Origin of the sequence: Roseovarius sp. M141 (assembly GCF_024355225.1) — a bacterium.
Taxonomy (GTDB): Bacteria; Pseudomonadota; Alphaproteobacteria; order Rhodobacterales; family Rhodobacteraceae; genus Roseovarius.
Genome location: NZ_VCNH01000008.1, coordinates 1,342,829 through 1,363,417 on the forward strand (window position 1 = coordinate 1,342,829; position 20,589 = coordinate 1,363,417).

The 20,589-nt window shown below is 61.0% G+C and carries 18 protein-coding genes; 10 read left to right on the top strand and 8 right to left on the bottom strand.

Annotation, left to right across the window (positions count from 1 at the left end; genetic code table 11):
• The first annotated feature begins 25 nt into the window (after nucleotides 1-25).
• From ybgF to FGD77_RS10615, 5 genes are all read left to right on the top strand, one after another.
• A complete protein-coding gene (ybgF, locus tag FGD77_RS10595) occupies nucleotides 26-871 on the top strand; it encodes a tol-pal system protein YbgF (protein ID WP_255009334.1) in 846 nt (281 codons plus the stop codon).
• Nucleotides 868-2,112, top strand: coding sequence for a tRNA lysidine(34) synthetase TilS (gene tilS / locus FGD77_RS10600; protein ID WP_255009337.1), 1,245 nt, complete (start codon nucleotides 868-870; stop codon nucleotides 2,110-2,112). The genes ybgF and tilS overlap by 4 nt, the downstream gene beginning before the upstream one ends.
• A 77-nt stretch (nucleotides 2,113-2,189) precedes the next feature.
• Complete coding sequence (ftsH, locus tag FGD77_RS10605) at nucleotides 2,190-4,109, top strand: ATP-dependent zinc metalloprotease FtsH (protein WP_255009340.1); 1,920 nt, start codon at nucleotides 2,190-2,192, stop codon at nucleotides 4,107-4,109.
• A 2-nt stretch (nucleotides 4,110-4,111) separates the two neighbouring features.
• Nucleotides 4,112-4,897, top strand: a complete 786-nt coding sequence (locus FGD77_RS10610) for a methyltransferase domain-containing protein (protein ID WP_255014179.1) — start codon at nucleotides 4,112-4,114, stop codon at nucleotides 4,895-4,897.
• A 111-nt stretch (nucleotides 4,898-5,008) separates the two neighbouring features.
• Complete coding sequence (locus tag FGD77_RS10615) at nucleotides 5,009-5,593, top strand: MOSC domain-containing protein (protein ID WP_255009342.1); 585 nt, start codon at nucleotides 5,009-5,011, stop codon at nucleotides 5,591-5,593.
• Nucleotides 5,594-5,663: 70 nt separating this feature from the next.
• On the opposite strand, the gene FGD77_RS10620 is transcribed toward FGD77_RS10615, so the two are convergent.
• Nucleotides 5,664-6,503, bottom strand: coding sequence for a DMT family transporter (locus FGD77_RS10620; protein ID WP_255009345.1), 840 nt, complete (start codon nucleotides 6,501-6,503; stop codon nucleotides 5,664-5,666).
• A 271-nt stretch (nucleotides 6,504-6,774) separates the two neighbouring features.
• Between FGD77_RS10620 and FGD77_RS10625 the strand changes: the two genes are divergently transcribed.
• Together FGD77_RS10625 and FGD77_RS10630 are read left to right on the top strand one after the other, a co-directional pair.
• A complete protein-coding gene (locus FGD77_RS10625; protein ID WP_255009348.1) occupies nucleotides 6,775-9,144 on the top strand; it encodes a DUF1989 domain-containing protein in 2,370 nt (789 codons plus the stop codon).
• Nucleotides 9,141-9,566 (top strand): group II truncated hemoglobin, encoded by a 426-nt coding sequence (locus FGD77_RS10630; RefSeq protein ID WP_255009350.1) that lies wholly within the window; start codon nucleotides 9,141-9,143, stop codon nucleotides 9,564-9,566. Before FGD77_RS10625 ends, FGD77_RS10630 begins: the two co-directional genes overlap by 4 nt.
• A gap of 9 nt (nucleotides 9,567-9,575) precedes the next feature.
• On the opposite strand, the gene FGD77_RS10635 is transcribed toward FGD77_RS10630, so the two are convergent.
• The 7 genes from FGD77_RS10635 to FGD77_RS10665 all read right to left on the bottom strand — a co-directional run bounded on the left by FGD77_RS10635 (nucleotide 9,576) and on the right by FGD77_RS10665 (nucleotide 16,887).
• Nucleotides 9,576-10,100: a flavodoxin domain-containing protein gene (locus FGD77_RS10635; RefSeq protein ID WP_255009352.1), complete on the bottom strand. Its 525-nt coding sequence runs from the start codon at nucleotides 10,098-10,100 to the stop codon at nucleotides 9,576-9,578.
• A gap of 455 nt (nucleotides 10,101-10,555) precedes the next feature.
• Nucleotides 10,556-11,890, bottom strand: coding sequence for an NAD(P)-binding domain-containing protein (locus tag FGD77_RS10640; protein ID WP_255009354.1), 1,335 nt, complete (start codon nucleotides 11,888-11,890; stop codon nucleotides 10,556-10,558).
• A gap of 133 nt (nucleotides 11,891-12,023) precedes the next feature.
• Nucleotides 12,024-12,746, bottom strand: coding sequence for a FadR/GntR family transcriptional regulator (locus FGD77_RS10645; RefSeq protein WP_255009356.1), 723 nt, complete (start codon nucleotides 12,744-12,746; stop codon nucleotides 12,024-12,026).
• A gap of 217 nt (nucleotides 12,747-12,963) precedes the next feature.
• The gene (locus FGD77_RS10650; RefSeq protein WP_255009359.1) at nucleotides 12,964-14,031 is read right to left on the bottom strand and encodes a DUF3445 domain-containing protein; all 1,068 of its coding nucleotides are present in this window, start codon (nucleotides 14,029-14,031) and stop codon (nucleotides 12,964-12,966) included.
• Nucleotides 14,032-14,093: 62 nt separating this feature from the next.
• Complete coding sequence (locus tag FGD77_RS10655; RefSeq protein ID WP_255009361.1) at nucleotides 14,094-15,056, bottom strand: PDR/VanB family oxidoreductase; 963 nt, start codon at nucleotides 15,054-15,056, stop codon at nucleotides 14,094-14,096.
• Nucleotides 15,053-15,649, bottom strand: coding sequence for a dimethylamine monooxygenase subunit DmmA family protein (locus FGD77_RS10660; RefSeq protein ID WP_255009364.1), 597 nt, complete (start codon nucleotides 15,647-15,649; stop codon nucleotides 15,053-15,055). The genes FGD77_RS10655 and FGD77_RS10660 overlap by 4 nt, the downstream gene beginning before the upstream one ends.
• Nucleotides 15,650-15,738: 89 nt before the next feature.
• Nucleotides 15,739-16,887, bottom strand: coding sequence for an aminomethyltransferase family protein (locus tag FGD77_RS10665; RefSeq protein WP_255009366.1), 1,149 nt, complete (start codon nucleotides 16,885-16,887; stop codon nucleotides 15,739-15,741).
• 308 nt (nucleotides 16,888-17,195) lie between these two features.
• On the opposite strand from FGD77_RS10665, the gene FGD77_RS10670 reads away from it, so the two are divergent.
• The 3 genes from FGD77_RS10670 to FGD77_RS10680 all read left to right on the top strand — a co-directional run bounded on the left by FGD77_RS10670 (nucleotide 17,196) and on the right by FGD77_RS10680 (nucleotide 20,586).
• Entirely contained in the window at nucleotides 17,196-18,800 is a 1,605-nt protein-coding gene (locus tag FGD77_RS10670; RefSeq protein WP_255009369.1) for an APC family permease, read from the top strand.
• 179 nt (nucleotides 18,801-18,979) lie between these two features.
• Nucleotides 18,980-19,909 (top strand): glutamine amidotransferase family protein, encoded by a 930-nt coding sequence (locus FGD77_RS10675; RefSeq protein WP_255009372.1) that lies wholly within the window; start codon nucleotides 18,980-18,982, stop codon nucleotides 19,907-19,909.
• The gene (locus FGD77_RS10680; RefSeq protein WP_255009375.1) at nucleotides 19,909-20,586 is read left to right on the top strand and encodes a GXGXG domain-containing protein; all 678 of its coding nucleotides are present in this window, start codon (nucleotides 19,909-19,911) and stop codon (nucleotides 20,584-20,586) included. The genes FGD77_RS10675 and FGD77_RS10680 overlap by 1 nt, the downstream gene beginning before the upstream one ends.
• The last annotated feature ends 3 nt before the right edge of the window (nucleotides 20,587-20,589 follow it).

Genomic DNA, 20,589 nt, shown 5'->3' on the forward strand with positions numbered 1-20,589 from the left:
AACACCACTTGACCGGAGTTCGCCGATGCGCCGCCTCGCCGCCCTGATCCTGACCGCCACGCTTGCCCTGACCATGCCTGCCATTGCGCAGGACCGGTCAACGACGCTGGCCGACATCCGCCAAGAGATGTCGGTGCTCTATGTCGAGGTGCAAAAGCTCAAGCGCGAGCTGAGCACGACAGGGGCGAGCGGGCAGTTGAATACGTCCGGCTCGGTCCTTGACCGGGTCGGGGCGATCGAAAGCGAACTGCAGCGCATGACCGCCCGCACCGAAGAGATGCAGCAGCGCATCGACAGCGTCGTGCGGGACGGAACCAACCGCATCGGCGATCTGGAGTTTCGCCTGGTTGAGCTGGAGGGTGGCGACACCTCCAAGCTGGGCGAGACGACGACGCTGGGTGGCGGCGCGATGCCCGAGTCGGGTGGCAGTGCCATTACCCCCGCCATTCAGCCGACCGAGACGGTGCAGGAGCCATCCGAGCCGCTGGCCGTGGGCGAGCGGGCCGATTTCGACGCGGCCGAGGCGGCCTTTGCCGCAGGCGACAATACCCTTGCGGCAGATCAGTTCGGCACCTTTCTGCAGACCTATCCCGGCAGCCCGCTGAGCGCGCGCGCGCATTTGATGCGGGGGCAGGCATTTGAGGGGGCTGGCGATACCAAGGCATCGGCAAAATCCTATCTCGACGCGTTTTCGGCGGACAAGACCGGGCCGCAGGCCCCGGGCGCGCTGTTCCGTCTGGGCCGCGCGCTGGGCCAGTTGGGCCAGACCGACGCCGCATGCCAGACGCTGGCCGAGGTCGAAACGCGTTTTCCGGGTGATCCCGTCGGCAATGAGGCGCGCAGCGAGATGCAAGATATCAGCTGTCAGTGACGGCGCCGCCTGCGACCAGTCCCGCCGCGCTGATCGCGCAGCATTTTCAAAATGATACACGTCCGCTGGGTATTGCCGTGTCGGGCGGTAGCGATTCTCTGGCCCTGTTGCACCTGGTGGCCGAGTGGGGCGGTGCACCGTTGCGCTGCGTTACCGTCGACCACCGCCTGCGGCTTGAATCTGCTGGCGAAGCGGCGCAGGTCGCGGCCGTGTGTGCCGGGCTGGGCATTAAACATGACACGCTGGCATGGGATGGCTGGGACGGGCAGGGCAATCTGGCTGCCGAGGCGCGCCGCGCGCGATATGCGCTTATGGCCCGCTGGGCGGCGTCGCAGGGTTTGCCCGGCATTGCGCTGGGCCATACGCAGGATGATGTTGCCGAGACGCTGCTGATGCGCCTTGCCCGCCGCGCCGGGGTGGATGGGCTGGCCGCCATGCCCGCGCGCCGGTCCGAGGGGCGCGTGACGCTGCACCGCCCGCTTTTGTCTGCCAGTCGGGCTGATCTGTGCAGCTATCTGGCGACGCGCGGGGCGCAGTGGATTGACGACCCCAGCAATGCCGATGGCCGCTATCGCCGGACGCAGGCGCGCTGCGCGCTGAATGCGCTGGCGCCGGTTGGCGTGACGCCCGATGCGCTGGCCGATGTGGCGCGGCACATGGCAGAGGCGCGCGCAACGCTGGGCCATTACGCCGCCAGCGAGGCGCGCGCGTTGGTGCAGGTTCAGCAGGGCGATCTGCTGATTCCGTCCGAACCCTTCGCCGCGCTACGCCCTGACATCGCACGCCGCATTCTGTCGGCCGGGCTACGCTGGATCACTGGGGCGGGATATGGCGCGCGCGGCCCGGATCTGGACCGGCTGATGGCCGGGCTGGCCACCGGGCAGGGCGGCACGCTGGCCGGGTGCCGTGTGACGGCGTCGGCGGGCACCATCCGGCTTGCGCGTGAATTCGCCGCAGTCCGGAACGCCGCCGCCGCGCCCGGCGCGCTGTGGGACGGGCGCTGGTGTTTGAGTGGCCCGGATACCCCCGGCGCACGCATCCGCGCGCTGGGGCCGGAAGGGCGCGCAGCCTGCCCGGACTGGCGCGAAACCGGCCTTCCGCTGCATTCTGTCGAGACAACGCCGGCTGTCTGGCAAGGGGGCGATCTGGTCGCCGCGCCCATCGCCGGATACCCGAACGGATGGTCTGCCCAACTCTGCCGCAGCGCGACTGATTTGCAGTCGATGTTATTATCGCATTGAAGATAGGCCCATGATCTCTATTTAAAGGATAAGCCCCGCGTGCTATGCGCCGGGAGACGTAGATTGGGAGAATTTCCTTGGGCAACGCACGCAATATCGCCTTCTGGCTGGTCCTGTTCCTGCTGGTTTTGGCGCTGTTCAACCTCTTCAGTGGCTCGGGCGGCGCGTTGCAGAGCCAAACGGTCAAATATTCCGAGTTCGTCGCTGCGATAAAAGACGACGCCGTGACCAACGTGACGCTGGATGGCGAAAACGTGACCTTCCGCAGGACCGACGGCAAGGATTACAGCTCGGTCAAGCCGGGCGATGCGGACATCACGCAACTCCTGATCGACAAGGGCATTCCGGTCACGGCCAAGGCACAGCAGCAGTCGGGCTTTCAGACCTTCTTGCTGTCGCTGCTGCCCTTCCTTCTGCTGATCGGCGTGTGGATCTATTTCATGAACCGCATGCAGGGTGGCGGCAAAGGCGGCGCCATGGGCTTTGGTAAATCCAAGGCCAAGATGCTGACCGAGAAGAGCGGCCGCGTGACATTTGATGACGTCGCCGGTATCGACGAGGCCAAGGAAGAACTGGAAGAGATTGTCGAATTCCTGCGCAACCCGCAGAAATTTTCGCGGCTTGGCGGGCAGATTCCCAAGGGTGCGCTGCTGGTCGGCCCTCCGGGCACCGGTAAGACACTGCTGGCGCGCGCCATCGCGGGCGAGGCGGGCGTGCCGTTCTTCACCATTTCCGGTTCGGATTTTGTCGAGATGTTCGTGGGTGTCGGCGCATCCCGCGTGCGCGATATGTTCGAGCAGGCCAAGAAAAACGCGCCCTGCATCGTGTTCATCGACGAGATTGACGCGGTTGGCCGCCATCGTGGCGCGGGCTATGGGGGCGGCAACGACGAACGCGAGCAGACACTGAACCAGCTGCTGGTGGAAATGGACGGTTTCGAGGCCAATGAGGGCGTGATCATCGTTGCCGCCACCAACCGCAAGGACGTGCTGGACCCCGCGCTGCTGCGCCCCGGTCGCTTTGACCGTCAGGTGACCGTGCCGAATCCGGACATCAAGGGCCGTGAAAAGATTCTGGGCGTTCACGCGCGCAAGACGCCGCTGGGCCCCGACGTTGATCTGCGCATCATTGCGCGTGGCTCGCCAGGGTTTTCCGGTGCCGATCTGGCGAACTTGGTGAACGAGGCCGCGCTGATGGCGGCGCGTCTGGGACGCCGCTTTGTGACCATGGACGATTTCGAGATGGCCAAGGACAAGGTCATGATGGGCGCCGAACGGCGCAGCATGGTCCTGACACAGGACCAGAAGGAAAAGACCGCCTACCACGAGGCCGGTCACGCCATCGTCGGTCTGGCCCTGCCGAAATGCGATACGGTCTATAAGGCCACGATCATCCCGCGCGGCGGCGCGCTGGGTATGGTTGTCTCCCTGCCCGAGATCGACCGTCTGAACTGGCACAAATCGGAATGCGAGCAAAAGCTGGCGATGACGATGGCCGGGAAGGCTGCGGAAATCATCAAGTACGGCCCCGAGGACGTATCGAACGGTCCGGCCGGTGATATTCAGCAGGCCAGCGGCCTTGCCCGCGCGATGGTCTTGCGCTGGGGTATGTCTGAAAAGGTCGGTAATATCGATTATCAGCAGGCGCATGAGGGCTATATGGGCAACGGTGCGGGCAGCTTCTCAATCTCGGCCGCGACCAAGGAACTGATCGAGGCCGAGGTCAAACGCCTGATCGACGAGGCTTATACCACTGCACACCGCATCCTGACGGAGAAAAAGGACGACTGGACGCGGCTGGCCGAGGGCCTGCTGGAATACGAGACGCTGACCGGCGAGGAAATCCAGCGCGTCGCCCGTGGCGAGGCTCCGCGGGCCAGCGACGATGATGATGACGCGGATTCCGGCAGTGCACCGTCCGTCACGGCAATACCCAAAACCAAACCCAAGACGCCACGCGGGAGTGACGGCGAGATGGAGCCGGAACCGACAGCGTGACGATGGCAGAAAGCCCCCGAAACTCGGACTGGAATCCGCGCGCCTACGCGCGGTTTCAGGATCTGCGCCTGCGCCCCGCGATGGACCTGCTGAATGCCGTGGACCAGATCGGCCCGGGCGATGTGATCGATCTGGGCTGCGGTGCGGGTCAGATGGGGGCAGCGCTGTCCAAGCGGGCGATGGGGCGCGACGTGATTGGCGTAGATGCCTCTCCCGCGATGCTGGAAAAGGCGCACGCCTCCAAGGGGTATGCGAGTCTGCAACAGGCCGATATCCGCGACTGGCACCCGCGCCGCGCACCGGGGCTGATTTACTCCAATGCCGCACTTCATTGGCTGGGCGACCACAGGCGGCTGATGCCGGGCCTTGCCGGGATGCTGCGCAAGGGGGGCACGCTGGCGGTGCAGTTGCCGCATCAGAACAATGCGCCTTCGCACCGTGTCTGGCTGACGCTGGCGGATGATCTGTTCCCCGGTCGTATCGATACACATGGCGGGCCGGGTATCCTGACCCCTGTCGAATACGACACGCTGCTGGCGCCCAAGGGCCGGTTTCGCATGTGGGAGACCGAATATTACCAGCGCCTGAGCGCCGAGGCCGACAGCCACCCTGTCCGCCGCTATACCGAAGCCACCTATGCGCGCCCCGTTCTGAACCTGCTGGAGCCGGACGAGCGCGCAGTGCTGATCGCGCGCTATGAGGAGGTGATGAACACCGCCTATCCCGCCCGTCCGGACGGGTCGGTCCTGTTTCCCTTCCGGCGGCTGTTCTTTACGCTGACGGTCTGATGCCGGGGTCGTGTGGCGTGCATCACGCCCGCACGTTTGACTTTGATGCGTCCACGCCGTGATATGCGGCAATCGCCCCTCAAGGGGCATCCGCAGCCCCGGAGCGCAAATATGCCTGCCCTTACCTCAACCGAACATACCGCCCGCATAACGTGGTTGGGCCGCGTTGCAGACAGCACGGCTGATTTGCGCTCTGCCTCGCTGCAAGATACGGCGCTGACTTTTGCCGGAATGCCCGGCGAATTTCACGGCGGTGAGACACGCCCCGCCTGTAGCCGGGTTGCGGCGCTTTATCCGCGCGGTACGGTGATCGCCAATACGCGGCAATTGTCGATCGTATCGACCGAGGAGTTGGCGCAGATCGCGCAGGACATGGGGTTGGAGGCGCTGGACCCGCGATGGATTGGTGCGTCAATGGTGGTTGAGGGAATCGCGGATTTCAGCCATCTGCCGCCCTCATCGCGCCTGCAAGGGCCGGATGGTGCGTCGATGGTGGTCGATATGCAGAACCGGCCCTGCCTGTTGCCCGCCAAGGTGATCGAGGCGGAGTGCCCCGGCAAGGGCCGCGCGTTCAAGCGCGCCGCCGAGGGGCGGCGCGGTGTGACCGCCTGGGTCGAACGCGAGGGGCGGCTTGCCCTGGGCGATACCGTGCGGCTGTTCATTCCCGACCAGAGGGCCTGGGCGCTGCAGGGCTGATGCGGTCCCGCCGTGACTTGGAACATATCGAGCATCCTGTCGCTTCGGATAATCTGCGGCGCATGCCTCACTACAATGCCAGATAGCCAATGGCGGCGAAGGTCAGCAGCACCCCGAGCCACTGGCCGCCGCTCATCCTTTCGCGCAGGATGACCCATGCGAGGATGATGGTGATCATGCCAAAGGTGGACGCGGCGACAGATGCAAATTCGGGCCGTGCCATGCCTGCGGCTGCGATGATGATCGCCAGTGCGGCACAGTCCAGCACGCCCATCAGGCCGAGTAGCGGCAGCGCGCCGCGTGCGGGCAGGCACAGGCCGGTTGTGGCAATCATCACTGCGATAGCCACCAGTGCGGCGGTCAGCCGCGAGACAAAGATCACCGGCATCTCGGCGCCCGCATGGGCTGCCGCCTGGCCCAATGCAAAGGTTGCGGCAAAGGAGGCGCCGCCGAGTATGGCCCACAGGATCGCCGCATTTTTGTTTCCGCTGCTCTCGCCGGCGCCGGTCAGAAGGCCGACGATTGCGACCCCGGCAATGACGGCGCCGACCGCCAACCATTGATCGAATGTCACGGGCTGGCCCGACAGCGCCGCCCAGCCCACCGACAGCACCGGATAGGCGCCGATGATCGGCGCGACCAGACGTACAGGGCCGATTTCGAACGCGTGGTAAAGGCCGATATAGGCCAGGAAAAACACGACTCCGGCAGCGACGGCGAGGGCGGCGGCGCGCATGTTCATCGCATCCCAGCCACTGATCGCGACAGCGGCGGGCGTCAGAATCACGGTGCCGATAATCAGGACCGTGGTCAGCGCAGGCAGGATTCCGCCGCGCTGCGAGACGTAGCGCACGCAGATGTCATGAAACCCCCAGCACAGCGCCGCGATCAGACCGAAGGCCAGCGACATCATTGCTGCGGTTCGGGGAAAACGGGGATCAGATAGATCAGACAGGCCACCAGAAGGAAGAGAGACCCGAACATGGCCCGGAAATGCCGGAGATGGGCAGTGAAGAATCCGGCCGTTGAGATCACGAAAAGGGCACAGCCGGTAAAATTTATTTGATGGTCGCTCATAATCGTGCAGGCTCACACTGTTTGGGATTGCTTTTCAAGTTATTCTCGGAGTTAAATAATTATTCCACAGATGCAATGCCTGCATCGATGCACGAGGATTTGAGATGCTCGACGATATTTACGCAAGGGTCCAGCCCGGTCCGCCCCGCCCCAGTAAAGTCATCGAACCGAGGGTCTTTTCGATGCCTCCCGGCGTCGAGCGTTACGTCGTCGAGGGCGGCGGCGCGATCCTGATTCGCATTGAGGCAGGCGACCGCTTTACCATCACCAATCAGGAGGGCGGCCAGCCTTGCGAGGTGATCGCGGCTGATGAGACGGGGCGTATCGACCCCGGCATGATAGGCGGTGCGCCCAACGGCGACGCGGCAGGGCTCAAGGGGCTGCTGTCGGGCAGCGATCAGTCGCTACGCGGTCTGCGCATGGGGTTGGAGGCCCGCGGGCTGGATCTGTCCAAGGCGCGGGCGCATCGGTTCTGGGACGGCGGCACGCCTGCCAAGGCCGAACAAAGCTTTGCCGTCGAACGTGACGGCGTGCTGATCGTTGCCGCACCGGGCGGCGCGATGGATCTCGAGGCGCAAGATACGCTGACGCCGCTGACCGTGATGGTGACGCGCGCAGTGATCAAACGTCTCGCCAAGTTCGAGCTGCCCGATCCGCTGGCCGATCCGTTGCAAAGCATCCGGGTACACAGCGCCACCGCCGAGGCGTATTTCGTCAAGGCGGGCGATTATATCCAGATTCAGGATGTCGATGGCCGCCAATGCACCGATTTCGAGTGTTTTTCGGCCTCAAAACTGGACAAGGGGATCGAACACGCGCTGGACGTGACGACCACGCGCACCCTGATGCACCATTCCTACCCGATGCCCGGCCTGCATGCGAAATACTATGACCAAGAAATGTTGCCGCTGGTCGAGGTCATTCAGGACACCTGCGGCCGTCACGACGCCTTTGCGATGGCCTGCTCCGAGAAGTATTACAACGACATCGGCTATCCGGGTCACGTAAACTGCTCGACCAACTTCAACAATGCACTCAGCGCGTACAACGTCACAGGGCGTCCGGGCTGGATGGCGATCAACTTCTTCTTCAACACCAACATTGACGATCACGGCGTTCTCTACACGGACGAGCCGTGGTCGCGGCCTGGCGATTACGTGCTGCTGCGCGCGCTGACCGATATCGTCTGCGTCAGCTCGGCCTGTCCCGACGACACCACCGCTGCCAATGGCTGGAACCCGACCGACATTCACATCCGCACCTATAGCGGAGAAGAGAAATTCTCGCGGTCTATAGCGTACCGTGCGACACCCAATGCAGAGGCGAAGATGACCAAAGAAACCGGATTTCACGATAATTTCGCCAAGCTGACGCGCAACTTCATCGAATATAACGGCTATTGGCTGGCCAGCTGCTTTGCGGAAACGGGGCCAATCGAGGAATACTGGGCCTGCCGTAAGAAGGTCGCGATTATGGACCTCAGCCCACTGCGCAAGTTCGAGATCACCGGCCCTGATGCCGAAAAGCTGTGCCAGTATGTGTTCACCCGCAACATGAAGACGCTGGCCATCGGCGGCGTGGTCTATACCGCGATGTGCTATGAGCATGGCGGGATGATCGACGATGGCACCGTTTTCCGGCTTGGACAGGACAATTTCCGCTGGATCGGCGGCACCGATTATGGCGGAGAGTGGATTCGCGAGATTGCCGAAAAGCTGGAGCTGAAGGTGCTGGTCCGCTCGTCCACCGATCAGCTGCATAATGTCGCCGTTCAGGGCCCGAACAGCCGGGATCTGCTGCGCAAGCTGGTCTGGACCGCCCCGCATAACCCCGAGTTCGATCAACTGGGCTGGTTCCGTTCGACCCCCGCGCGCCTGCACGGGGAAACGGGCACGGCCTTTGTCGTGTCGCGCACGGGATATACCGGCGAACTGGGCTATGAGGTGATGTGCCACCCCAAGGATTGCCACGAAATCTTCAACGCCATCTGGGAGGCCGGTCAGGAATTCGGGATCAAACCGATGGGGCTGGAGGCGCTGGATATGGTGCGCATCGAAGCCGGGCTGATCTTTGCCGGGTACGATTTCAGCGACCAGACCGATCCGTTCGAGGCAGGCGTCGGCTTTACCGTGCCGCTGAAGTCCAAAGAGGATGATTTCATCGGCCGTGACGCCCTGATCCGCCGCAAGGAGCATCCGGTGCGCAAGATGGTCGGACTGGAAATCGACAGCAAAGTTCAGGTTGGGCACGGCGATTGCATCCACATCGGACGCGCGCAGATCGGTGAGGTGACATCATCGATGATCTCGCCACTCTTGGGCAAGAATATCGCCTTGGCCCGGGTGGACGTGACGCATGCCGAATTCGGGACCGAAGTAGAAGTCGGCAAACTTGATGGACATCAAAAACGCCTGCCGGCAACTATCGTACCCTTCGCGGCATATGATCCCAAAAAGGAACGCCCACGCTCATGACACAGACAGTGCTCGACAAACTCGGTGGTGAAGACGCGCTCAGAGAGCTTGTCGAGCATTTCTATGATCTGGTCGAAGCGCGCCCCGAGGGCGCGCAGATCGTCCGCCTGCATATGGATGGGCATGGTCTGGCAGCGACGCGGGCGCAGCAGTTCAATTTTCTCTGCGGCTTCTTTGGCGGGCGTCAATACTACAAGGAACTGCACGGGCATATGAACGTGAAGCTCATCCACGAACATATTCCGATCCTGCAAAAGGACGCCGAGGATTGGCTGACCCTGATGGACCGCGCGCTGGCCGATCTGGGTCATTCGGGCGCCCATGTCGAGCGTATTCGCGCGACGTTGCGCCGGGTGGCGCTGGTTCTGGTCAACGATGGTGAAGTTGTCGGCGCGGATAGCAAGCGGCTGGCGAATAGCTGAGGTTCTTTGCTATACCGTCTCGAGAAACCCGGAAACCCCTGATGCGACCGCTTGCCAATCCGTGAACTCGTGCTCTCCGGTACTGAAGTCGTAGCCCCTGTCACGAAGAACGACATGCTGTACGAATTGCGTGGCAAAGTAGTCATACTCGCCGGTGCGAATCGCGCCGGCGACCAACATTTCGGTATCAGGGCTGAAGCTCTCGCGTGTTTTCATTTCATTTACGTAAGCCTTGGCGTCTTCCAGACCTTCGGGAAACGCGGCGCTCAGGCTGACTGACATCAGAAGCGTTCTGCACTGTTCCAATGCGCTTCTTGACGCTTCGATAAGCGCCTCAAGCGTCTTGGGATGGCGCCGCTGGTGGACTGGCGCGGCGAGAATAACGGCATCGATCCCCTCGAAAGCGATCTTGGTGGGGTCGTCAGCATTGACCAGCACAACATCATGCCCCAGTTCTTTGACATGCTCGGCGGTGAAACGGGCGATCTTGAAGGTTTGCCCCTCAACCGTCGCGTAAATGATGAGTATATTCATCTCAATCTTCTCCTGTCAGGGGCAGAGCCGCAAGGTCGCGTTTGCCGACGCAGATTGCAAAAAATGTTGGCTCCTGGAACCGTGAGCGCCCGTATTTGCCTTTGGCATCTGATTCACAAATACGTCAAAGGAGTTCTGGCGTCGTTGTTTTAGGTCAAACAGTCACTTCGGCAGTTGCATACAGGGTCACGGCACTGGGTGGGCCGGAGGCCCGCCCGTGAAAGGGTGATCCACGTGACCAGCCAAAGCCGTGCACTCTGTGGAAGAGTCGAAAATTGATGCTGAAAGCGCTTTGAATTTGATCTGAAGCGCGGATTCGATGCAAAACGCCCACTCCATTGAGGGGGCGTGGGCCTTTGCCACTTTCCCTGATTCAGGAAAAACGCAAAAGGCTTTGAATAGAAAAGCGCGATGGATTCCCACCGCGCTTTGTCGTCTCAGTCAAGCAGACCGGATCAGTTTTGCAGATAGGCCTCAAGGCTATCGTCCAGGGCATCCTTCCAAGGGGTGTGGTGTGCGGGTGCCATGGTGCCGGTGATGACCGACTTGTAGCTGTGGTTGCGGAAGGTCATGATGTTTTCCTTCTTGTGCTTTTTCCACGCAAAGAACGCATCGCACGCGCCGTCGACATCGAAGCTGGGATAGTCGGTTTCGCCGATCAGCTCTTGGACATAGTTGCCTTGATACCGGATCGCGTCGTAATCATCCTCGCCCTTGTCCTCGAGGGCGATGCGATCGGCCACGTCCTTTTCCATCTCGGCTTTGCTGGGGATCTGGATCTTGCCCATGATCGCGTCGCGGACCCACCAGGCTTGGGCGTCGAACATGTTGAAGGTGAACCACTGGTCCTGCATGCCCAGATAGAACATGTCCGGATCATGCACCCACACGACACCCTTGTAGAGATCGGCCGTCGCCAGACGGTTGGCGGTAGCCAGGCACAGCCCGTCCACCAGGAAGGGGAAGTTGTGCTGATAGCCGGTGCACAGCAGGATGGCGTCCACGTCCTTGGACGTGCCGTCCTTGAAATGCGCGGTTTTGCCGTCGACATGCGTCAGCAGCGGGACTTCCTGCCAGTTGTCGGGCCATTTGAAGCCCATCGGCTGGGTGCGGTGGCTGACGGTGATGGATTTGCAGCCGTATTTCCAGCACTGGCTACCGATATCCTCGGCCGAGTAGGACGTGCCGATGATCAGCAGATCCTGATCCTTGAACTCCACCGCATCGCGGAAATCATGGGCATGCAGGATACGGCCCGGAAATTTGTCGAAGCCCTTGAACTCGGGCACGTTCGGCGTGGAGAAGTGGCCGGTTGCACAGATGACGTGGTCGAATTCCTCGGTATAGACGTGGTCCTTGGGCAGATCGCAGACTGTGACCTGAAATTTGCCGTCGACCTTTTTGACATGCCGCACGACCGTTTCAAAGCGGATCAGATCGCGCACGTCGGTCTTTTCGACGCGGCCCTTGATATAGTCGAACAGGACTTCGCGGGGCGGATAGCTGGCGATCTGCTTGCCGAAATGCTCCTCAAAGGAATAGTCGGCAAATTCCAGACCCTCCTTGGGGCCGTTCGACCACAGGTAGCGATACATCGAGCCATGGACAGGCTCGCCATATTGATCGACGCCGGTGCGCCACGTGTAGTTCCAGAGGCCGCCCCAATCGTCCTGCTTTTCAAAGCAGACAATTTCCGGGATTTCCTCGCCCTTCTGTTTGGCAGAGTGGAAAGCGCGCATTTGCGCAAGGCCCGAGGGGCCGGCACCCAGAATTGCGATACGTTTTGTCATAGATAGCTCCCGTTGGTTCAAACCGATTTCATCACCCGGTTCTATTGGTTTGGACCAATTCAATCGAGCGGTCGGCCTTCTGTCAAGAATTTTGGCATCCCAAGGGACGTTTTTGGACAATCAGGACGCGTGCTCAGGCCTCTTGAAGGAGTTGCCGCTGCTCCTCGATCAAATGAAGCTTTATGTATTCCACTGCCGCATCGGTATCGCGTGACGCGATGGCGTTGAACAGGCTGTTATAGCGTTTTTGATAGTCTTCGATCCGCGCCGGCGTCAGGTGGCGGCGCAGTTGCGCGGTGCGAAAGCTCTGGCGGCCCGCGTCCATCACCAGGTCGTAGCAGCCTGCAATCAAGGGGTTAGCCGTACCGACCGCGATCTGGCGATAGAACGCCTCTTCCATGCGCACAAAGGCGTCTGCATCGGTATGGACCGCTTCCATGCGGCTGAGGATCTCGCCCAATGCCTCGATGTCGCGGGGGGGCATGTTGACCACGGCAAGTCGCACCATGTCCGGCTCCAGAATGCCGCGGATCACCTGAAGGTCCAGCGGGCTGGACGACGCCGCGATCTCGCTGTGCGATGATTCGGGGGCGCCCTTGGTCTGCGGATTGACGAAACTGCCGCTGCCGGCGCGGCGCCGGATCAGGCCGTGACTCTCCAGCACCTCCAGCGCCTCGCGCACCGTGTTGCGCGCAACGCCGAGATCGGAGGACAGCGTGCGTTCGGATGGCAGGCGTTCGTCCACCGCGTACTCGCCGCTGCGGATGCGCCCGAAGATGGTGTCGACGACGGCCTGAACCGTCGCGCTCATCGGCGTCTGGGCGGTGAAGGCAGCTGTGGTCTGGGCCAGCGACATGGGCGTCCTTTCGCGAGAGTCCCGTGCAGTTTACACAAAGTGGCACGCCCACGCATCGCCAATTTCGAGGGCAATATTGACGCGGCACAAAGACGTGGAGAGAAACCTGCGGTAAAGACCCAAGAGGCGGCCCGCGGCCCTGTCGCAATTTGGATGACTGCCCAAATGAATAGAAGCGGACCGATCGGCCCGCTTCTATTCCTTCGATGTCGGCTGCTTACTTTTGCAGCGGCGGCTCGGTCTCGATTTCGGGCCAGATGCCGGGCGACGTGGGCAGGCCGTCGTCGAATTTCGACAGGTAGTCCAGCATCATGGGCTTGTTCGCGATAAAGCCCTTATATTCGGCCAATTCGTCTGGCAGGTCGCGGATCACGCGATGCAGGCGGCGGCCCCATTTCGGCACGGTCATCAGATCCTGAAACGCGCACAGATAGCAACGAATCGGGAACACCATCGCGTTCGAGCGCGGCAACCTGAAGAAGGTCTGCAATTCGACGCGCAGATGCTGTTTCGATCCGATGTTCTCGGGCGTCAGAGTTGTCTTTTGCACACCCCATTTGTGGTAGTTTTCGGGGCTGGTATCCAGCAGCGGGTTGACCGTCATGGTCCAGTTCAGGCGCCGCGCAGGGCTGCCCTGCTGAATGTTCAGCAGGAACTTCAGCGCGCGCACGAAGATACCCTTTTCGGCGGCCAGCGGCACCGGCGCGTGCCATTCAAAGAAATTCATGCCGATGTCGAAATCCAGGCTCCAGTCAGCCTGCGTCGTGATCATGCCCGCGTCCATCCACAGATTATCGTCGCGCTGATCCAGCATCGCGAAATCGCCCTGCGTCTGGCGGGTGATGTATTCCATCGGGCCGTAGGGCAGGGTGGCCTCGTCCAGGAAGGTAAAGCTGTCGTCGATGCCCAGCGGTTTGTTGATCCAGCGCCATTTGTTGCCGTCGCGGTGCAGCTCGAACAGGTCCGGGTAATCCTCGGACTTGGCCACCATGATCAGTTCCAGCAGGTCCCAGCCCGCCAAGGTCATGTGGGGCAGCGACTGGCAGCGCAGCGGGTCCTGATCCAGCACCAGCGCGCGGTCGCGCATTTCGCTGACGTAATGTTCGTCCACGTCGAACCGGTTGTTGAAAATCGACCCCTCGGGTCCGCCTTCATGCGGCTCCATGTTGACCGAATACATGTAGTCGTCCTTGTCGAACGGGAACGGGAATCGTTTGATTGCCCAGGCTGAATTGCGGAACGAATAATCGTCGCGGAACGTCTCGTCGTTGAATTGTATCGTCATGTCAGTTCTCCCTATCGCCCTTGCGTCCCAAGGCTCCTCCGCCTTGGGACGGGGCGTGAATGTCAGCGGTCCAGAACCAGCGTCTTGCCCTCGAATCGGCTGACGCACGGCATGATCTTTTCGTTCGAGGCGTGTTCCTCGGGGTCCAGCCAGTGATCTTGATGCAGAAGCTTGCCATCGCATTCCAGCACGTTCGTCTCGCACTGTCCGCAGGCACCGCCGCGGCACAGATAGGGCGCATCGACGCCGGCGCGCTCGATCGCCTCCAGCAGGCTTTCGTGTTCGCCGACCTGGATCACCTTGTTGGACACGGCGAGCTTCACCTCGAACGGTTTGCCGGGCTTGGGCGCAAGGAATTCCTCGAAATGCACGGCCTCTCGGGGCCATCCCAGATCGGCGGCGGTGCTGCGCACCCAGTTGATCATGCCCTTGGGGCCGCAGATGTAAATATGCGTGCCCAGCGGCTGACCATCCAGAAGGGTTTCCAGATCGATGGCCTCGCCCTTGACGTCATAGTAGACATGCACGTCATTGGGATGCTCGGACGTCAATTCGCGCGCGTAGCTGGCCAGATCTTCGCTGCGCGCGGCATAGTGCAGTTCCCACTTGCCGTGGGTGCGGTCCAGTTGCTTGATCTGCGCCATGAACGGCGTGATGCCGATGCCGCCCGCGATCATCAGGTGTTTCTTCGCGCGCAAATCGAGGCTGAACAGGTTGACGGGGTTCGAGATGACCATCTCGTCCCCGACTTTGACCTTCTTGTGCAAAAACAGTGATCCGCCGCGTCCCTCATCGTCGCGGCGCACCGAAATCGTGTAGGCACCCCGATTGGCGGGGTCGGACATCAGCGAATAGGGGTTCAGGCGGGTGCGGTCGCCATCCTTCATTTCGACGACGGTATGTGCGCCGCCCGAGAATGTGGGCAGGAGGCTGCCATCGACCGGCTCGAACTGGAACCGCGTGACCAGATCGTTCAGGGGGACGATGTCGGTGACACGCACCTTTATCTTGGTGGCTCCGCTCATTCGTAAATCCTCTTCTGTTCGGGGATGTTACCCGGATCCTCGGCGTCGACGCAGACGCCCTGATAGGCGGCGTGGCGGCGCGAATAGTGATCGCGCACGAACAGGTGCAGGCCGCAATGGGCACAGACATAGGGGTCAACCTCGACATCCTCGGTGATGCCCTTGCAGTGCACACATTGCATCCGCCGCGCTGTCGATCCGCGATGTTCGGTCTGGATGGCGGTATGCGGGATACCCGCATTCACCGCCTCGTTCATGGCCTGGCCCATCATGCTTTCGGTGCCGGTCAGGTAAACCTGAAGGCCCATATGGGCATCCAGCAGGACACGGCGAATCCGCTGAAGCGATGCAGAGTAGCTGGGCCCGACATGCAGGATCGCCGGGTTCAGATCCCTCAGCTGGCCTTCGAAATCGGTGCCTTTGGGGATATAGATGATGTGGCTTTTCGCCATTAATTCGGGCGTGGCGATGTCGATGATCGATTCGGCACCTTCGGCCTCGGCGATCATCAGGTGATGCTTGCCCGCGCGCGCCTCGAGCCGGCCCCAGACCGGGCGGCTGGTGATCGAGGGGGGGAATTCAAACTTCGACATGTGCGCCTTCGTCTCCTGTTGGGATGTCGTGGGTCGATTTTATGGTTGGCATGCGGCGGAACCAGCCCGCCGCATGCTTTTATAACGCATCAGCCCTTGGCTGTGCGGATCTTCTTGTCTTTGTCGTAGAATGGCATTTCCGCGGCGACCGCCGGGATTTCGGTGCCATCCGCGTTGCGCACGGTCAGCTTGGTTCCCGGCTTGGCCGCGTCGACGGGCATGCGGGCGATGCCGACGTTGTGGTTGTTGACCTTCGACACCATGCCATAGGTCACAGTGCCAACCTTTTCGCCGTCCTGTAGCAGATCTGCGCCCTCATCGGCGGGTGTGTCACCCTCCAGCTGGACACCGTAGATCTTGAACCGCTCGCGGCCCTCCAGCGCATAGTGGTTTTCCGCGCCGATAAAGCCGATCTTGCCGGGCGAGACGACGAATTCGAGGCCCAGCTCCCACAGGGTGTCGCCCGCCGGATCGCCGTTCTCGTGCGGGTAGGTCTCCGAGTTGTCGCCGGGGAAGAACAGCAGATATGATTCGGTGCGCAGACGGTCCAGCGTGCTGAACTGCACCGGGCGGATGCCCATGTCCTTGCCGCCGTCCAGGATCTGATCCCACAGCTGCACGACATGCTTTTTCTGGCAGAAAATCTCATAGCCGCGCTCGCCGGTGTAGCCGGTGCGCGAGATCATCACCGGGCAGCCGAACAGCTTGGTCTGCAGGATGCCGAAATAGGCCAGATCACGGATGCCGGGCACATGATCGGCCAGGAAATCGACCGCGACGGGGCCTTGCAGCGAGATGTCGTGCAAATCGTCGTCGAAGGTGATCGTGACGTTCTTGCCAGCAGCAACGGTGGTCATCGATTCCATACCGGCGCCGGTGCCGTGAACGACCAGCCAAGTGTTGACGGACAGACGATAAATCACGCAATCGTCGATGAACATGCCCGCCTCGTTCAGCATCGCGGCATAGACCGCGCGGCCCGGCATCAGCTTTTCTACGTTGCGGGTGGTGGTGCGGTCGATGACATGCGCCGCATCCGGGCCTGTCAGGTGAACCTTCTTCAGGCCGGACACGTCCATCAGGCCGGCCTTGGTGCGTACCGCCTCGTAATCGGCCTGTGCGCGTTCTTCGCTGTGGTCATAGAACCAGGCGGTTCCCATGCCATTCCAATCCTCCAGCTCGCCGCCGATTTCGGCATGGCGGTGTGCCAGCGCGGAGTGTCTCCAGATAATCGCCATGATGTGGCCCCCTGTTCTCTTTGTCAGAATTCATCGGGGTATTGAGCATCAGGCAATTTTAAAAAGCAAGAACGCCATGCAATAATTTTTCCTCACAGGATAGGCGCGCAGAGATCCGCCGACCATACAGCCATAGCGTGCATCAGCTTCGAATTTTGACGATGCAATTATTCACATCCAAGATGGGCAGCCTTTGCGCAATTGACAAGTGGTCGAAAACGCGGCCCAATGCCGCACCAATAATAAATTATTCCTGCTGGGCAAAAAATGCCTGACGAAGCAGGAAAACCAACAAGGGAGATTTACGCATGGCGACATCAAGTGGTGGTGGCGGGGCCAGTCTACAAAGGTCTATCGGCTGGAAGGATGCATTCTGGATGGCATCGGGCGTACCCGCGCTGGTGCTGTTTTCGATCGGTGGAATCGCGGCGACAATCGGCAACCCGTCATGGGTGATCTGGATGCTGTCAGTGACGTTCGGCTTTCTTCAGGCGTTCGTTTATGCGGAAATCGCGGGCCTTTTTCCGAACAAATCCGGCGGCGCGTCGATCTATGGCGCCGCAGCCTGGGTGCGCTATTCCAAGATCATCGCGCCGCTGTCGGTCTGGTGTAACTGGCTGGCCTGGACGCCGGTTCTGGCGATCGGCGGCGGATTGGCCGCCGGGTATGTTCTGACGTCGCTCTTTGGTGCTGATTCGGCGATCAACAGCTGGGAAATCACCCTGCTGCCGCTGGATTTCCTGAATGCGGGCCTGACGCTGCGTATCAATGCGACGTCGATTGTCGGTTCGGCCATCCTGCTGTGCGTGTTCATCGCCCAGCACAAGGGCATCTCGGCTGCCGCCAAATTGCAGTCGATCATCGGCCTTGCCGTGCTGATCCCGCTGCTTGTCGTCGGCCTTGTGCCGCTGCTGACCGGGGACGTGCTGTCGGAGAATCTGCTGCCTCTGGTGCCGGTGGCCTACGATGATGCGGGCAACGTGATCGATGGAACGTGGAACATCGAAGGCACGACACTGTTCCTTGGCGGTCTGTTCATCGCCGCATGGTCTGCCTACGCGTTCGAGACGGCGATCTGCTACACGTCCGAATTCCGCGACCCGCAGCGTGACACCGTGCGCGCCATCATCGCCGCCGGCGTTGTCTGCGTCGTGGTCTATACGCTGGTTCCTCTCAGCTTTCAGGGGGTTCTGGGTGTCGAGGGCATGCTTCAGCCGGGCATCGTCGACGGATCGGCTGTCGCGGGTGTCATGGCGGGCATGGTCGGCGGCGGCAGTATCATCGCCAAGATCATGGTCGTGATGCTGTTCCTTGCTCTGGTGCTGGCGATCATGACGTCGATGGCGGGCTCTTCACGTACCTTGTACCAAGGGTCGGTCGATGGCTGGCTGCCCAAGTTCCTGTCGCGCACGAACGAACATGGCGCGCCGGTGGCGGGCATGTGGTCGGATCTGGGGTTCAACCTGATCCTGCTGTTGATGTCAGACTATCTGTTCGTTCTGGCGGTATCGAACTGCTGCTACCTGGTGTTCAACTTCCTGAACCTTCATTCGGGCTGGATTCACCGAATCGATAACGCAAATGCCAACCGTCCGTGGAAGGCGCCCACCATCATGCTGTGGATTGGTGGATCGCTGGCCTTCGTTAACGCCATGCTGCTGGGCGCGGGTGCAAATGTGTGGGGCGAGGGCACGCTGCGCTCGGCCATCATTGCGATTGCGCTGATTCTGCCGGTGTTCTGGTATCGCCACTATGTCACTGACAAGGGCCAGTTTCCGTCCAAGATGCTGGATGACCTGTCGGTCGGCGGCAACACCGACCTGTCGGTGCGCAAGGCGGGAATGTTACCTTATATCACGCTGGTTGCTGGTGTGACCGTGGTGATCATTGCGAATCAAGTGTTCCACCTGTGAGCCTACATCCTGCTCATAACGCTTGAAAAAGACCGAAGCCGCCCCAGAATGGGGCGGCTTATACAGCGCAGGCTTGGAAAAACAAGTCTTGCCTTAGATGAAAATTTGTTTCTTGATAGTTGAGTGAATATAGCTTTGCTGCTAGCGTTAGAATCGATATCACAGAAGGATCACAACAGATGTGCGGGATCGTAGGACTTTTTCTGAAGGACACGTCGCTTGAGCCTAATCTAGGCCGTATGCTGACGGACATGTTGATCACGATGACGGATCGTGGCCCCGATAGCGCGGGCATCGCCATCTATGGCACCGAACACAAAGGCAAGGTCAAGCTGACCGTGCAGTCGGATCATCCCGACCGCGATTTTGCAGGCCTCGACAAGGATCTGCAAAAGGCGCTGGGCGGTGATGTCACCATCCGCGTCAACGACACGCATGCCGTGATCGAAATCGACACAGCATGGGCTGCTGCAGGGCGCACCGTTCTGGCAGAGCTTCGCCCCGACGTGCGCATCATGAGCACCGGCGAAACGCTGGAAATCTACAAGGAAGTCGGCCTGCCGAAAAACGTCGCGGCACGCTTTGACGTCTCGTCGATGTCAGGCAGCCATGGCATCGGGCACACCCGCATGGCGACCGAATCGGCGGTGACCACGATGGGCGCGCACCCTTTCAACACCGGTCGCGATCAGTGCCTGGTGCATAACGGATCGCTGTCGAACCATGCCAGCCTGCGCCGCAAGCTGCGCAAGGCAGGCATGCATATCGAGACCGAAAACGACACTGAAGTTGGCGCCGCCTACGTCTCGTGGAAGATGCAGAACGGCTCCACCTTGGGTGAGGCGCTGGCCTCGAGCATTGACGATCTGGACGGGTTCTTCAACTTCGTCGTCGGCACCAAGGATGGCTTTGGCGTCGTGCGTGACCCCATCGCGTGCAAGCCCGCCGTCATGGCCGAAACCGATCAGTATGTCGCGTTCGCCAGCGAATACCGTGCGTTCGTGAACCTTCCGGGCATCGATCACGCCCGCGTCTGGGAGCCCGAGCCGGCAACCGTCTATTTCTGGAGCCACAAAGCAGCTCCGACCGCTACAGAGAAGGCTGCATAATGCAAACGTTTGATCTAGAAGCGCAGGGCCTGCGCAATCTCAACGCTGCGCTTCAGGCACAGTCCAAAGAGACGAACCAGACCGCCTGGGAAGTCGTGAACGCCAAGGGCAGCCACGCCATCGCCGTCGGTCTGGACGCCCCCATCGAGGTGACCGTCAAGGGGTCCACCGGCTATTACTGCGCCGGCATGAACAAGCAGGCGACCGTGCGCATCCACGGCTCGGCCGGTCCCGGCGTTGCCGAGAACATGATGAGCGGCACGGTCATCATTGATGGGGACGCCAGCCAGTACGCCGGCGCGACCGCCAATGGCGGCACGCTGATCATCAAAGGTAACGCCAGCTCGCGCTGCGGTATCTCGATGAAGGGCGTCGACATCATCGTGCACGGCAATGTCGGCCACATGAGTGCCTTCATGGCGCAGTCGGGCAACATGGTTGTGTGCGGCGACGCAGGCGATGCGCTGGGCGACAGCATTTACGAGGCGCGCCTGTTCGTGCGCGGTTCGGTCAAATCGCTGGGCGCCGACTGCATCGAAAAGGAAATGCGCCCCGAGCATCTTGAGATCCTCAAGGATCTGCTGGAGCGCGGCGAATGCGACGCCAAGCCCGAAGAGTTCAAGCGCTACGGGTCGGCCCGCAAGCTGTATAACTTCGACATCGACAACGCATATTAAGGG

Bases quoted from the DNA above. Each gene is read 5' to 3' on its own strand.
- ybgF (WP_255009334.1), top strand. From the start codon at position 26: ATGCGCCGCCTCGCCGCCCTGATCCTGACCGCCACGCTTGCCCTGACC.
- FGD77_RS10610 (WP_255014179.1), top strand. From the start codon at position 4,112: ATGGCAGAAAGCCCCCGAAACTCGGACTGGAATCCGCGCGCCTACGCG.
- FGD77_RS10615 (WP_255009342.1), top strand. From the start codon at position 5,009: ATGCCTGCCCTTACCTCAACCGAACATACCGCCCGCATAACGTGGTTG.
- FGD77_RS10620 (WP_255009345.1), bottom strand. From the start codon at position 6,503: ATGTCGCTGGCCTTCGGTCTGATCGCGGCGCTGTGCTGGGGGTTTCAT.
- FGD77_RS10625 (WP_255009348.1), top strand. From the start codon at position 6,775: ATGCTCGACGATATTTACGCAAGGGTCCAGCCCGGTCCGCCCCGCCCC.
- FGD77_RS10630 (WP_255009350.1), top strand. From the start codon at position 9,141: ATGACACAGACAGTGCTCGACAAACTCGGTGGTGAAGACGCGCTCAGA.
- FGD77_RS10635 (WP_255009352.1), bottom strand. From the start codon at position 10,100: ATGAATATACTCATCATTTACGCGACGGTTGAGGGGCAAACCTTCAAG.
- FGD77_RS10640 (WP_255009354.1), bottom strand. From the start codon at position 11,890: ATGACAAAACGTATCGCAATTCTGGGTGCCGGCCCCTCGGGCCTTGCG.
- FGD77_RS10645 (WP_255009356.1), bottom strand. From the start codon at position 12,746: ATGTCGCTGGCCCAGACCACAGCTGCCTTCACCGCCCAGACGCCGATG.
- FGD77_RS10650 (WP_255009359.1), bottom strand. From the start codon at position 14,031: ATGACGATACAATTCAACGACGAGACGTTCCGCGACGATTATTCGTTC.
- FGD77_RS10655 (WP_255009361.1), bottom strand. From the start codon at position 15,056: ATGAGCGGAGCCACCAAGATAAAGGTGCGTGTCACCGACATCGTCCCC.
- FGD77_RS10660 (WP_255009364.1), bottom strand. From the start codon at position 15,649: ATGTCGAAGTTTGAATTCCCCCCCTCGATCACCAGCCGCCCGGTCTGG.
- FGD77_RS10665 (WP_255009366.1), bottom strand. From the start codon at position 16,887: ATGGCGATTATCTGGAGACACTCCGCGCTGGCACACCGCCATGCCGAA.
- FGD77_RS10670 (WP_255009369.1), top strand. From the start codon at position 17,196: ATGGCGACATCAAGTGGTGGTGGCGGGGCCAGTCTACAAAGGTCTATC.
- FGD77_RS10675 (WP_255009372.1), top strand. From the start codon at position 18,980: ATGTGCGGGATCGTAGGACTTTTTCTGAAGGACACGTCGCTTGAGCCT.
- FGD77_RS10680 (WP_255009375.1), top strand. From the start codon at position 19,909: ATGCAAACGTTTGATCTAGAAGCGCAGGGCCTGCGCAATCTCAACGCT.